Annotated in this window: 10 protein-coding genes; 8 read left to right on the forward strand and 2 right to left on the reverse strand. The window is 38.7% G+C overall.

Annotation, left to right across the window (positions count from 1 at the left end):
• Position 1: 1 nt before the first annotated feature.
• Both H4J57_RS05340 and H4J57_RS05345 read right to left on the reverse strand, forming a co-directional pair.
• Positions 2–424, reverse strand: a complete 423-nt coding sequence (locus H4J57_RS05340) for a hypothetical protein (protein WP_070375479.1) — start codon at positions 422–424, stop codon at positions 2–4.
• Positions 425–445: 21 nt separating this feature from the next.
• Positions 446–994 carry a zf-TFIIB domain-containing protein gene (locus tag H4J57_RS05345; RefSeq protein WP_182182251.1) on the reverse strand — a complete coding sequence of 183 codons (549 nt, stop codon included), beginning with the start codon at positions 992–994 and terminating at the stop codon, positions 446–448.
• Between the two features lie 271 nt (positions 995–1,265).
• On the opposite strand from H4J57_RS05345, the gene H4J57_RS05350 reads away from it, so the two are divergent.
• From H4J57_RS05350 to ctaD, 8 genes are all read left to right on the forward strand, one after another.
• Positions 1,266–1,904, forward strand: a complete 639-nt coding sequence (locus H4J57_RS05350) for an OB-fold-containig protein (RefSeq protein ID WP_182242172.1) — start codon at positions 1,266–1,268, stop codon at positions 1,902–1,904.
• A gap of 71 nt (positions 1,905–1,975) precedes the next feature.
• Positions 1,976–3,958, forward strand: a complete 1,983-nt coding sequence (locus H4J57_RS05355; protein WP_197517579.1) for a flotillin family protein — start codon at positions 1,976–1,978, stop codon at positions 3,956–3,958.
• Between the two features lie 73 nt (positions 3,959–4,031).
• Entirely contained in the window at positions 4,032–9,254 is a 5,223-nt protein-coding gene (locus H4J57_RS05360) for a DNA repair ATPase (protein ID WP_182242173.1), read from the forward strand.
• 31 nt (positions 9,255–9,285) lie between these two features.
• Entirely contained in the window at positions 9,286–9,411 is a 126-nt protein-coding gene (locus tag H4J57_RS05365) for a hypothetical protein (RefSeq protein ID WP_259366801.1), read from the forward strand.
• Positions 9,412–9,612: 201 nt separating this feature from the next.
• A complete protein-coding gene (locus H4J57_RS05370; RefSeq protein ID WP_310733553.1) occupies positions 9,613–10,431 on the forward strand; it encodes an alpha/beta fold hydrolase in 819 nt (272 codons plus the stop codon).
• 76 nt (positions 10,432–10,507) lie between these two features.
• Entirely contained in the window at positions 10,508–11,143 is a 636-nt protein-coding gene (gene lexA / locus H4J57_RS05375) for a transcriptional repressor LexA (RefSeq protein ID WP_182175283.1), read from the forward strand.
• Between the two features lie 565 nt (positions 11,144–11,708).
• Entirely contained in the window at positions 11,709–13,265 is a 1,557-nt protein-coding gene (gene coxB, locus H4J57_RS05380) for a cytochrome c oxidase subunit II (protein WP_404842493.1), read from the forward strand.
• Positions 13,266–13,276: 11 nt separating this feature from the next.
• The gene (ctaD, locus tag H4J57_RS05385) at positions 13,277–14,869 is read left to right on the forward strand and encodes a cytochrome c oxidase subunit I (RefSeq protein ID WP_182175285.1); all 1,593 of its coding nucleotides are present in this window, start codon (positions 13,277–13,279) and stop codon (positions 14,867–14,869) included.
• Positions 14,870–14,879 lie beyond the last annotated feature (10 nt).

The raw sequence follows: 14,879 nt of genomic DNA on the forward strand, positions 1-14,879 counted from the left end.
TCTATTCATCAGGTAAGGCATTATCTAAGGTTTTTAAAGAACGTAAAAATAAACCTAGCCCACCGATGGCTAATATAAGTATTACGATTAAATCAAAAGAACTCATGGTCTTAAAGGTAAACCTTATTGAAGATATTACCCCAAAGATTAATCCTGATATCGAGCCAATAGCTAACACCCAACCTAAAATATTTTTACTGTTATAAAAAATAAGCCCAACACCAAATATGAAAGGGATCATTATCATGCCACTAGTTACATTATAGTTGCCACCCATAGCTGAAAAAGCATACAGGCGAACGCCCATGCCAAAAGTAGATGTTACTGTGATCGAATTTAGTAGCATATAAAAACCACTACACATCATAATGATGCCAATAAAAAAGTGACTTAAGCCACCCGAAGTTCCACCTGCTCCTTTCATGGGTATTCCTTATTATCTTTGTTATTTTTCAGCTGAGTAGGGCTCTTCAGCAAGAAGATAAGCTCTTAAATCGGCTTTGTTTGGTTGCTGATATAGCCACTCTCTAAGGGCTTTAACTTTCGCATAATTTTCTTCACCAAATTTATCTTGGTATATTTCTGCAAAGTTTTCTTTCGTGCTATTAATACGAATGTTGCGTTGCCAATGTGCGGTTAGTACCGTATTTAAGGAACCCGCTAAATTTTCTTTTTTGAGTAATTCCCATTCACCTTTATCTAACCAAACACCACCGACATTGACACTGTAGTCAATACGGTGATTTGTCGAGGCAGATAGTCGAAATTTACGCATAATAGTGCCTGTTACTGGGCATAACATGGCTTGTTTCGTTTCAACAACTTCACATTGAATATTGTTATCAAAAGAAAACTGTGGGTTACGTTCTTTCCAAGCGACATAATCTTCAATTAAGATCCAATGCCCACCACAATTCGAACAAGTATGTGCTCTAAAAAGCCCTTCGATAAAACTAGGGGTTAACTCACCCTGCTTACAACTAGTACATTTCATTATTATGTCCCTGTTAAATGTTATCTTTGTAAAATTTACGTAAACCATCATATAATCATTGATTGATATAAGTCACGAGTAAAATGAATAAAATCAGGATACTGTAGGCTTTTATTTTTATGATTTTATGTAAACAATATGCTAATTTGTTTTATTTGAATTTTATAAAAACTGTATTTATTGACATATTATGTCACAGGTGTATGGTACATATAAAGAATAAACACCACAATGATTAGCCGGTGTTCGCTATGTGCTTTAAGGATAAACAATGGAACAGCTACTAGAAGTCGCTTCAAAATTTCCCACCGTAATATATTCGACACTGCTAGGTGTCGTGGTTGTTTATTGGCTTATTGGCATGTTAGGCCTGGTCGATTTAGGATTAGCTGGAGATGCAGATCTTGACGTCGAAGTAGACACCGAACTTGATACTTCTGTTGGCGGGCTGACCGGTTTTATGCTGACTTTTGGTTTAACGGGGGTGCCGTTCACCTTAGTTTTTAGCATTATTATCCTTATTTGCTGGCTAATCAGCTTTTACCTGCAATTATATATTTTAGCTTGGCTACCCGATGGTTGGTTATATTATCTGTTCGGCGTTGTTAGTGGTTTTATTGTCTTTCTAATTTCCCTGCCATTAACTGCAATTGTTATTCGCCCCTTAAAAGGAATGTTTAAAAGTGTTGAAACCTCTATGAGTATTCAGCTGGTCGGTAAAAGTGCGACGATTGCAACGCAAACGGTTAGTGAAACCTTTGGTCAAGTACGAATATATAATAAGGGCGCAGAAATTTTACTAGATGTACGCTGTGACCCAGAACACCGCTTAAAAAAGGGTGACAATGTGCTACTGATAGAATATTTAAAAGAAAAGCATATCTATATTGTCGCGCCGTATGACGAATAAATCATAATCACATTATAAGAGACTTGGTCACGCAGTTGTGACCATTGCATTTACATAAAAGGAAAAAAAACATGGTAATGGAACCACTTTATCTAGCGATTGGCATTGGCGTACTTTTAGTCTTTTCACTATTAATTATGATGGCTAAATTTTATCATAAAGTAGAGCAGGGCCAGGCATTAATCATTAATAAGCTCGGCGCTGAACCAGAAATAAGTACTAATGGCGGTATGGTTATTCCTATTATCCATAAAAAAGAAATTATGGATATTTCTACTAAGCGAATGATGTTAGAACGAAAAGGGCGATCTGGGCTTATTTGCCAAGATAACATTCGTGCTGATATTACTATTACCTTTTATATCCGGGTTAATGAAACCAAAGAAGACATTCTCCGTGTGGCAAAACAAGTTGGTTGTGAGCGCTCTTCTTTCCCTGAAACCCTACAAGAACTTTTTGAAGCGAAGTTTTCTGAAGCCCTTAAAACTGTCGGAAAACAATTAAACTTTACTGATCTTTTTACTCAACGAGATATTTTTCGTGACAAGATTAAAGAAGTTATTGGCCAAGATTTATCAGGTTACGTACTTGAAGATGTCGCGATTGATTTTCTTGAACAAACATCGATTAACGATTTAGATCCTAATAATATTATGGATGCTGAAGGTATTAGGCGCATTACCGAGTTAACCGCTCAACAAAGTGTTGAAACCAATGACTTGAAACGCCAAGAAGAAATACGAATTAAACGACAAGATATTGATGCTAAAGAAAAAGGTTTAGAACTTGATCGCCAATTAGCCGATGCCCAAGCTAAACAGACGCGAGAAATTTCTACTGTAGAAGCTCGAGAAGAAGCGGAAACAGCTAAAATTGTGCAAGAAGAGTTTTGTAAGTCTGAACAGGCAAGAATAGCGACTGAACAGACAGTCGCTGTAGCTGAAGAAAATAAACAGCGTGAAGCTGATATCGCGCAACAAAATCGTTTTAGAGCCGTGGCTATCGAAGAAGAAAAAGTGAAACGTGCTCGTCAAGTCGAAGAAATAGATCGTGAAAAAGAAGTTGAAACACTACGAATCGATAAAGAAAAAGCCCTAGAAATAGAGCGTAAAAATATTGCTGAAGTACAGCGTGAACGCATCATGGTTGAAAAAGGCGTCGCTGAAGAAGAAGAGCTTATTAAAGATTTACGTGTGGTTTCAGAAGCGAACCGCCAAAAAGATGAATTGGTTATCAAAGCCAAAGGTGAGGCTGAGCAAGCATTGGTTAAAGATATTGAATCAGCTAAAGCGCAAGAACAAGCGGCTGAGCATATCGCAAGAAAAATGCAAACCATTGCCGATGCTGAATTGAAAGCGGCGAGTAAACAGGCAGAGTCGAAGAAAATATTGGCTGAGGGTAATCAAGCAGAAGCTGCATCGCAAGGGCTTGCTGAGGCTCAAATTACCTTAGCGCAAGCTGATGCACACGAAAGACAAGGCGAGGCTGAAGCTAAAACACTCGAACTTAAATTGACCGCTGAAGCTAAAGGTATACAAGAAAAAGCCTTAGCAGAAGCGACGGGTTTACGTGAAAAACAAGATGTACTTAACGCTATGTCTGAACAAGCCAGAGAGTTTGAAACCTTTGGTTTACGTTTAAATCAAGAGCGTGAATTAACCTTAGCGAAACTAGAAAATAGTGTTGCGTTAGCTGAGAAGCAAGCGGGTGTATTAGCAACGGCATTAAGTGAAGCCAATATTAATATTATGGGCGGCGATGGCGAGTTCTTACGTCAGTTTATGAACTCTATCACGGTTGGTAAGTCTATCGATGGCTTAGTTAATGAAAGTGAAACAGTAAAAACCTTGTTTAAAGATCACTTAAATGGCGACCGCAATATTATGGACGATTTAGGTGGTGTGCTCGCTGGTGCTGCTCAAACGAGTGAAACCATGAAAAATTTCAATATGTCTAAGTTATTATCAACATTAAATAATGCCGACGACACTCAAAAAGGCGCATTGGCTAGTTTGTTAAACTTAGCGAACAAAAACTCGTCAGACGAAAAATAGTCATCAAGTATTAATTAAGCAATGCACAGTGTTCCATTCAAGGATAACTGTGCATTAGCTCATGGAGTCTCATATGTCAGATAAGGATAGCGTCACTAATCAGGCTGTTGCGGAAGGGGGTTCATATGAACTTATTCAGCGCAGATTGTCAGCCTTAGGCAGTGATCTTAATACACAAATTAAGCAGCTAAATGACAAGCGCATTGTTACGTTTGGCTCCACCGAGATGAAAGTTGATGCTCGTGTGCGGGTTAGAACTGAGCATAATTGTGTTGCTAGAGATATTGCCGCCATCGGAGATACCTTACTTTTTGGCTATAACGTCTTTCTCGGTTTAAAGCGCAATATTACCGTCTCAGATGTTTTTAGTTTGCACCAAATAAAAGGTGATAAAGATGACATTGAGATTATTGATCTTCCGGTACAAGATAGTTTTCTTGACGATGCTGAGTTTGTCCGTGATTTTGATGAGTTATACACCTATTACAAAAAAACATTTCTAGCCCATGTTTATCGACAAGGCAGTAAAGTATTTGCCATCTTTCGAATTGGTGAACGCCTTGACGATATTAGAGTCTTTCGTTGGGGTATCGACGCTGATCACCAAGTTAGCTATATCGATAATCGTGGTGAAAGAGATATAAAGCAGCCAGAAAACTTTGACTTTGAATGGCATAAAGTATCTCGAGAGCAACAAGAGCAAGGTAAACACCCACATTATAATTTATATGACATCTTGTTTGTCGAAGCTATTGGTGGCTCAATTACTTTAAAAGTTGAGAATAATACCACCGCAGGTCAAGGTATATATTCTGAGCCAGTCGAAGATGAACATCAGTCTATAGATGACGCTGAAATCCATTACGCCAGAGTGGGTGAGCTTATTTTATTGAAAATAAAGCCGTATCGTGAAACTGACACTCGCCATTTAATTTTTAATGCTAAAACTCAGCAAGTGATCAGGCAAGATGCTATTGCTCATGCTTGTATTCAGTTACCAGAAGACCACGGTATTATTTTTCCTGGTGGATACTATTTGCAAAATGGTGAACACAAAAGCTTTGAAGATAATGCCGAAGATTTACAATTGCACCGAGTGGTAAAGTCGCCAAATGGTGAAGACTTTCTCTATATATTTTATGAGCCAAATGAAGGGCAGTACGCTTTGTTTGGTTATAATTTAATTACGAGAACATTGCAAAACCCTATTTATGGTCATGGGCAAAGTTTATACAATAACGGCAGAGCCGTGGTTTTTAACGCCGAGTCCGAGCCATCACGTGTTCATGCCATGCAAATATGGCAAACGCCTTTTTGTAGTGAAGAGTTTGCTAGTAACCAACCGGTTGATAATAGCTTCTTTGGCAAAATAGGTAATCCTGAACTGGTCCGCGGTATTTCTGATTTATACAGTGTCGCTAAATTGATCTCGGTGCAAACACCAAGTGCGCAGCATTTTAATGACTTAGTAAAAGAGTCTAAGCAAATTTTTGATAAATATCATTGGCTCAATGATAAAGAGCTCGGTTTGCTGCATGATCTTATCAAGCAAATCGCGATCACTTCTGAATTGGTTATAGATGAATTTGAAAAAGTCACCAGCATTAAAGAAAACTCTGATCGGGCCTTGATTCAAGCAAAAGAAAAGCTAGCCGAGCTAGTAACACAAGTTCAAATCTCGGGTTTTGAGCATGCCTCACAATTCGTTGACTGCTTATCGGCGTTAGCCCAATTTAAAGGTGAATTGATTTCTCATAAAGACTTACGTTATATCGATGTTGACGCAATTAATGCCATGGAATCTCACTTAGATACGTTAACGAAAGAACTTAGCCAAGCAACCGCTGATTTTCTCCAACAAGACGATGCTTTAACGCCTTATCAAAAGACCATAGTTACATTAGAAAAGGCGATAGAAAAAAGTGAGTCGGTTAGCTCATTAAAGCCGATTCGTACGGAGATTGAAGAGCTTGTGCAAGGATTAGAATTACTTAACCGCACAATGTTGTCACTAAAAATTGAAGATAGCCGACAAAGAACACGTATTCTGGAAGATATTTCAGCAGTTTTTAGTCAAATAAACCGCGTTAAAGCTAATGCTGATTTGGCGGCTAAAAGTGTCGGTAGTGAAGAGGCACGAGCAGAATTTGGTGCTCGATTTAAACTGTTAAGCCAAAGTGTTACCAGTGCTTTAAATGCGAGTGATTCCCCGCAAGCATGTGATGAGCAACTTTCTCAAATTCTAATTCAGTTAGAAGACTTAGAAAGTCAGTTTAGTGATTATGATGAATTTTATAATGAAATCATCACTAAAAGAGATGAGATATACGATAATTTTGAACAACATAAGCAGCAGCTAATGGATGCACAGCAGCGTCGTTGTTTGAATTTGATGACGGCAGCCGAGCGCATTATTGAAGGTGTGATCAGACGGAGTCAATCGTTTAGTGAGCAAGACAAATTAAACAGCTATTTTGCTGGCGATCCTATGGTTGCCAAGCTTAGGCAACTAATTTCACAGCTTAGAGAGCTTGATGACAATGTTAGAGCTGATGACATTGACGCTCAATTAAAAAATGCTAAAGAGCAGGGCATAAGAGCACTGAGAGATAAAACGGATATTTACTCTGCTGACGGTAGTTTAGTTAAAATAGGGGACCACCAATTTTCGGTGAATCGTCAAAAATTAGAACTGACCTTATTACCTCGTGATGGTGACATGGTCTTGCATATCAGTGGTAGTGAATACTTTGAAACGCTACCCGCTGAATTATTTGTTGGTACTGAATACCTTTGGCAGCAAGCGCTGGTCTCTGAATCTGACAAGGTCTACCGAGGAGAGTATTTAGCGGCAACACTATTATTTGAGGCTGAATTTGCTGGCCAAGCGCAACTTGAGTGTTTAAAAGCGGCGGTAAAAAACAATGAATTAGGTGAGGTGGTTAGAAAAGCGGCTGAGCCACGTTATCAAGAAGGTTATGATAAGGGCGTGCATGATGCCGATGCGGCATTAATTCTAAAGCAATTACTTGCTTTAAGAGAATCTATTGGCTTGTTAGCTTATCCGGTCTTGGAAAGAAGACTCGCGCTACTTTTTTTCACCACAGAATTAGCTGATAACAGTAGAAAAGATTTATTACAGCGCAGTCATAATCTCTATATCATGGAAGAAACTTTTGGTGATAGTCAATTACGTCATCAGCTTATTAAAGAATTGGCTACGCTATTAGATAGCTATATTGAAAGTCAACCTTGGCTGAAATGCGACACGTTATTGTCAGCAACCTACCTATTAAAAGAGTTAGCTTTAGCCGAACAGAAATTTGTTATTAAAGAAAGTAGCGTTGAGTTAGCTAATCAACTGGAGAGTCAGTTAAAGCATAAGAGCTTAGAAAAACAACTCAGTGGCGCATTATTGGGTTGTTCGACACTAGAGCAAAAATATCAACTTTACTGGGCGTGGTTGCAGGCTTTTTCTTCGCACCAGAGTATGAATATCCATCAAGATATTATTGATGAAGCCGCAATTTTTATGCTGATGCAAGAGCAATGTGAATTCTATACTTCATTGGCTGACACCGAAGGTGTTGTTGACGGTTTATTGGGGCAGCATGGGCAAATATCGGACAGAAAAATTGCGATAAATTATCAAGAATTTATCACTCGACTTCGCCAATTTAAAAATGAACATGAACCGGCATTCAAAGGTTTTCATATTCAAAAACAAAAGGTATTAGCGGCACAACGTAAACGCTTACGATTAGAAGAGTTTAAACCAAGAGCGCTGTCTTCGTTTGTGCGTAATAAATTAATTAATGATGTTTATTTCCCGATTATTGGTATTAATTTAGCCAAACAAATTGGCGCAGCTGGTAATAATAAACGTTCTGATTTAATGGGATTATTACTGCTTATTTCTCCCCCAGGTTATGGTAAAACAACGCTTATTGAATACGTTGCCAGTAAGCTAGGTATGACCTTTGTTAAAATAAACTGTCCGTCGATAGGACACGATCAGTTGTCACTAGATCCCGCTCAGGCAAACAACTCAACAGCTAAAAATGAAGTTGAAAAGATTAACTTAGCCTTCGAAATGGGTAACAATGTTATGTTGTACCTTGATGATATTCAGCATACTAATCCTGAGTTTTTACAAAAGTTTATTTCCTTATGTGATGGCTCAAGAAAAGTGGATGGTGTTTGGAATGGTGACAGTAAAACCTATGATATGCGTGGCAAAAAATTTGCAGTTGTCATGGCTGGTAACCCTTATACCGAATCAGGAGAAGCATTTAGCATTCCTGATATGTTGGCTAACCGAGCCGATATTTATAACTTAGGTGATACTTTAAGTGGTCGAGAAGAAGAGTTCTCTTTAAGCTTTATTGAAAATAGCTTAACCAGTAATCGCTATATCGCACCACTAGCGACCCGAGATATGGACGACCTCTATAACTTGGTTAAAATTGCCGATGGTCAACAAGTTGCCACAACTGAACTAAAGCATAATTACTCGCAAGCAGAGGTCAATGAAATAGTTGCAGTTATTAAACGTATTCGTAAAATTCAAGCGACGGTATTAAAAGCAAATCAACAGTACATTGCCTCTGCCGCCCAAGACGATAAGTACCGCACTGAGCCTTCGTTCAAGTTACAAGGAAGCTATCGCAATATGAATAAGATGGCGGAAAAAGTAGTACCGGTTATGACCGAAGAGGAAGTTGAGCAGCTTATCGCCGATCATTATCGTGGTGAAGCGCAAACACTCACCATAGGCGCTGAAGAAAATTTACTTAAATTAGCCGAGCTGCGCAACAATCAAACCAGTGAAGAAAAAGTGCGTTGGCAACAAATTAAGGCAGATTTTGTTCGTCATCAAAACTTGGGTGATAGTGATAACCCGATTGCGGCTGTTGCGAGCCAAATATCGTTATTGCAAAAAGGGCTCAATCAAATAGGAGAAGCTTTGTTAGAGCCTAAATCTGCAGCGTTAGATAGTTTGAATGAAACGCTTGCCAGTCTTAAACTGCAAGTGAATATTGAAAAACCAGATGATTCAGCGTTAGCCGAAACTTTGGCGTTATTTAGTGAAAATATGGCGTCTTTTTTAACGCCGCTGGTTAACGCGTTACAAAGTAATAAAAATGTCGATTTGGCGATGATTGATACTTTAAAAACATTGCACCTGACTACTGAAAAATCAGTAAAAAGTTCTGAGACCCATATTCAAAAAATTAGTCGAGAACTCGCTTCAGGAAAACAAAGTAGCGATGAGCTTTCTGCGGACGAGACCTAGTTAACATCGGCTATGCTAAACGAGAAAATAGTTGCCAGTAGTAAAGATAAACCAAGAAGATGCCTTGTTACCTTTAGACAAACGACAACATATTGGTTTGTTGTTAGCGATGCATCCTTGGGAGTTACCTGAGTGTAAAGCACTGCGCAGAAATTAATATTTATTGCCAAACCGAGAACACATAACGTTATACTCCCTATAAACACATGACTGAATGCTAATGGTAGATGTTTAAAGTTATTAGCCCTTTTAAAATGATACTCAAACCGCGCTTTAAAAAATATTATCTCGCTTGTTTTCAAAAGTGAATAAAGCGTCAATAATTAACGTTCAACATAAAAAATGATGGAGCGCAGCTATGAATGAAAAAATTGCAGCACTTAAGTCAGACCTAGCGCTACTTAAAGAACAATTTAGTAAAAAAATTACTGATGCAGAAACTCGTTTAAAAAATATGATTGAACAAGAAAGCTTAGATACTTCGGTTGAACGTGGCTATAAAATTCAAGCTTCTTTTGAAGAGCCAGCAGATTCTTTAGCTAATGGTGAATGTGTAATTTTACTGCATGGGCTTGCACGTTCGGCTAACTCCATGAAAGCTATTGAAAAACGATTGTTAGCAGAAGGATATTTTGTGATAAATATCAACTACCCTTCTAGAGATTATTCGATAGAAGAGTTGGCTGAAAAAGTTATTTCTAAAGCGCTATTAATTTGTGAAAATCGCCAAGTTAACTTTGTTACCCATTCAATGGGCGGTATATTAGTTCGCCAATATTTAAGTATGCATAAAATACCTAATTTACATAAAGTCGTGATGCTAGGTCCACCAAACAAAGGCAGTGAAGTTGTTGATAAACTAAAAAATACACCTGGTTTTAGTTTCATCAATGGTGATGCGGGTATGCAATTAGGTACCGGCGAATTCAGTGTCCCTAGTAACCTTGGCAATGCTAATTTTGATTTGGGTGTTATTGCCGGTAATCAAAGTATTAATTGGATATTATCAACACTTATTCCTGATAAAGATGATGGTAAAGTTTCGGTTGCTAGTACCAAACTTGATGGTATGAATGATCACATTGAAATGGAAACGACCCATCCATTTATGATGAAAAACGAAAAAGTTATCGAACAAGTTATCCATTATTTAAAATCAGGGAGTTTTCAAAAATAATTTGGCTAGAAAACTTGCCTTTACTAACGACCTGTATATACTCACAGTAACAACTGTGTAAATTTACAGGCTCCCTATGCTAAATGAAATCAGCGAATTACGCCCTCTAACGAACCGACAACAACAAGTTTTTGATCTGATCAAAGATAAAATAAGCGATACGGGCATGCCACCAACGCGTGCTGAAATAGCCAAGTTTTTTGGCTTTAAATCAGCAAATGCAGCAGAGGAACATTTAAAAGCTTTGGCTAAAAAAGGCTATATAGAAATGTTGCCAGGTACTTCTCGCGGCATTCGTTTGACTGAGAAGTTAATGGAAGAAGCCGGTTTACCTTTAATCGGCAGAGTGGCTGCAGGTGAACCTATTTTAGCTGCAGAGCATGTTGAAGATCATTACAAAGTTGATGGTAATTTGTTCCACCCAGCTGCTGATTACTTATTGAGAGTTAATGGCGAAAGCATGAAAAATATCGGCATACTTGATGGTGACTTGTTAGCGGTTCATCAAACGACCGATGTACAGAATGGCCAAGTAATTGTTGCTCGTGTCGAAGAAAATGTTACGGTTAAACGTTATAAACGAGAAGGTAACATCGTTTACTTACATGCTGAAAATGATGACTTCTCTCCTATAAAAGTCGATTTGTCTGATCAAGAGTTTAATATTGAAGGGTTGGCAGTTGGCGTTATTCGCTCGGCAGACTGGATGTAATTAAGTTAACCTATCCAATAAACTTGGTGGTAACTAAATCAATTTATCTAACAAATATAGTATTAATTACGTCAAACTGCTCCGCAAACTTTAGTGTATAAAATAGGCTAAAGTTTGCTTTTCTAACCTTTCGTATTCTTTTCATGCAAACCTTTCTCTTTACTAAGAATAATTTTCATTCTAAAGCCCCTTCAAACAACTTTATCTTTCTCTGATTAAAAAACAACCAAGATCGATTTTTGCAATACGCGTATTTATACTCAGCTGTTTATTTTTAATACTACGGCTACAGCCCTTTGTTATTAGGCCTTTGCTTGTATTAGAGTTGATACTCTATTGTTTTTATTGGTTTTTATTTTAAAATAGCTCGATTTTTAAATTGACCCAGATCAACTTTTAAGTAATTCTAGTTTGGAATGTGTACAAATATAAATATAAGGCGATGTTGTCGACGCTAACTGGTTGATAACAAAATCGCTAAGAAAATAATAAAAATCCGTACTAAAGGATGTGTTTTGTCCTAGGTATCAAGTTTTAAACTTTTATAGGGTGAAGGAGATGTCGTGTGAAAAGACGTAACCTAGGTTGGCTGTTGTTGGGGAGTGTTCTTTCCAGTTCAGCTTGGGCAGATATGCAATTAAATCTGACCAAGGGTGTAACAGAAGTAAGTAGAGATGTTTACGATCTACATATGCTCGCAATGTATATATGTGTAGCAATTGGTGTGGTCGTTTTTGGTGCTATGTTTTGGTCAATGGTTTTCCATCGAAAATCCAAAGGGGCTAAATCAGCAGATTTTCATGAAAGTACAAAAGTAGAAATCCTCTGGACAGCAATTCCCATTGTCATTCTTATCGCTATGGCTGTACCAGCAACAAAAACACTGATTGAAATGGAAAATAACGACGATTCTGACGTTACCATTCAAGTTACCGCCTCTCAGTGGAAATGGCATTACAAATATTTTGATCAAGATATTGAGTTCTACTCCGTTTTATCGACGCCAAGATCACAGTATGAAACACAAGAAGGTAAACACCTTAATGTTGATGCTGGCGATAAAGTCAAAGGTGAAAATTACCTACTCGAAGTTGATAAACACCTTGTCATTCCAGTTAATAAAAAAGTACGGTTTTTAATCACTTCTGACGACGTTATTCATGCTTGGTGGGTACCTGCTTTTGCTGTAAAGCAAGATGCTAACCCAGGATTTATTAATGAAGCATGGACAAAAGTTGACAAGCCTGGGATATACCGAGGTCAGTGTGCTGAGCTTTGTGGCAAAGACCATGGTTTTATGCCAATTGTTGTCGAAGTAAAGTCTGAAGCAGACTATGCAAAATGGCTTGATGAACAACACCAACTCAACGCTCAAGCCGCTGCTGCTGAGAAAGCATCTCTTAACGCTTCCGCATCAATGGATGAATTGATGACCTTGGGTGAAACTACCTATATTGCCCACTGTGCTGCCTGTCATCAAGTTTCTGGTGCTGGTCTACCTCCTGCATTTCCTGCACTTAAAGGAAGTCCAGTTGCTACGGGTAGTATTGCCGCGCATATTGATATTGTACTCAATGGTAAAGCGGGTACAGGTATGCAAGCTTATGGTAAGCAGTTAAGTATGAAGCAAATTGCTGCAGTTGTGACCTACGAGCGTAATGCTTGGGGTAACAATACCGGTGATGCCGTACAAGCCGCTGATGTTAAAGGTGCTGCTAAGGGATCAGGCAATGACACAGAAACACCGGTAGCAGTTGCTGAAATGGTTGCTGAAGAAGCCCCAGTAGAAGATCTAACTAAAGTGTACAGCGAAGATGAACTGATGGTTATGGGTGAGCAAGTTTACATGAAAGCTTGTGCTGCTTGTCATCAAGTTTCTGGTGCGGGTTTACCTCCGGCATTTCCAGCACTAAAAGGTAGTGCAATTGCACTGGGTGATATTGCTGTGCATATAGATATGGTTATTAATGGCAGTAAGAAAAACCCTGCTATGGCTGCTTTTGGTAGCCAGTTAACTAAAACCGAAATAGCGGCAGTTGTTACTTATGAGCGTAATGCTTGGGGCAATAACACCGGTGATTTAGTACAACCTGCAGCTGTTGATGCTGCTAGTGCGAAGTAGGAGGATATAAAATGACTACAGACGTTATAGAACAAGAATCGCACGACGATCATCATGATGACCATAAAATGAAAGGCATCAAACGTTGGTTGTACACGACAAACCATAAAGATATAGGTACGTTATATCTATGGTTTGCTTTTATTATGCTATTAACCGGCGGCGCTTTAGCCATGGTTATTCGAGCCGAGTTATTCCAACCCGGTTTACAAATAGTGGAGCCTGATTTTTTCAATCAGCTAACAACCGTACATGGTTTGATCATGGTATTTGGTGCAATTATGCCGGCCTTTACCGGGTTTGCTAACTGGATGATACCTATGATGATTGGTGCTCCAGATATGGCCTTACCACGTATGAATAACTGGAGCTTCTGGATTCTACCTTTTGCTTTTGGGATTCTTTTGTCTACATTCTTTATGGAGTCAGGTGCGCCTAACTTTGGTTGGACATTCTACGCACCACTTTCTACAACCTATTCAAATGGTAGTACGGCATTTTTTGTTTTTGCTGTTCATATTATGGGTATCTCATCAATAATGGGCGCAATTAATATTGTTGTTACTATTATGAATATGCGTGCGCCTGGTATGACTTACATGAAAATGCCATTGTTTGTTTGGACATTTTTTATTACCGCTTACTTATTGATTGCGGTGATGCCCGTGCTCGCAGGTGTGGTAACTATGTTGTTAACCGACACTTATTTTGGTACGAGTTTCTTTGATGCCGCTGGTGGCGGTGATCCGGTATTGTTCCAGCATCTTTTCTGGTTCTTCGGGCATCCTGAAGTTTACATCATGATTTTACCTGCTTTTGGCATTGTTTCGACAATTATCCCAGCGTTTGCTCGTAAGAAGTTATTTGGCTACAGCTCAATGGTTTATGCAACGGCATCGATTGCTGTGTTGTCATTTATTGTTTGGGCGCATCACATGTTCACGACAGGTATGCCGTTATTTGGTGAACTGTTCTTCATGTATTGCACCATGTTAATTGCCGTACCTACGGGTGTTAAAGTGTTCAACTGGGTCGCAACTATGTGGCGTGGTTCAATGAGCTTTGAAACGCCGATGCTATTTTCTATCGCGTTTGTCATCTTATTTACTATAGGCGGATTCTCTGGTTTGATGTTGGCATTAACACCTGTTGATTTCCAATACCATGATACCTACTTTGTTGTTGCTCATTTTCATTATGTATTAGTTACCGGTTCATTATTCTCGATTTATGCTGGTGCATACTTCTGGTTGCCAAAATGGACAGGTCATATGTATAACGAGTCGTTAGCTAAATGGCATTTTTGGTGTTCACTGATTTCAGTTAATTTACTATTCTTCCCTATGCACTTTTTAGGATTAGCGGGCATGCCTCGTCGTATCCCAGATTATGCGTTGCAGTTTGCTGATTTCAACAAGTGGGTCAGTATTGGTGGTTTTGCCTTTGGTCTTTCGCAATTAATATTCTTAGCGGTTGTTATTAAGTGTATTAGAGGTGGAGAGAAAGCAGCTGCTAAACCTTGGGATGGCGCTGAAGGTTTAGAGTGGACTGTCGCAAGTCCTGCTCCGTACCATACATTTTCAACACCACCAAAAATTGATTAAGTTAATAAAA

Source organism: Colwellia sp. BRX8-7, from assembly GCF_014077275.1.
Taxonomy (GTDB): Bacteria; Pseudomonadota; Gammaproteobacteria; order Enterobacterales; family Alteromonadaceae; genus Colwellia_A.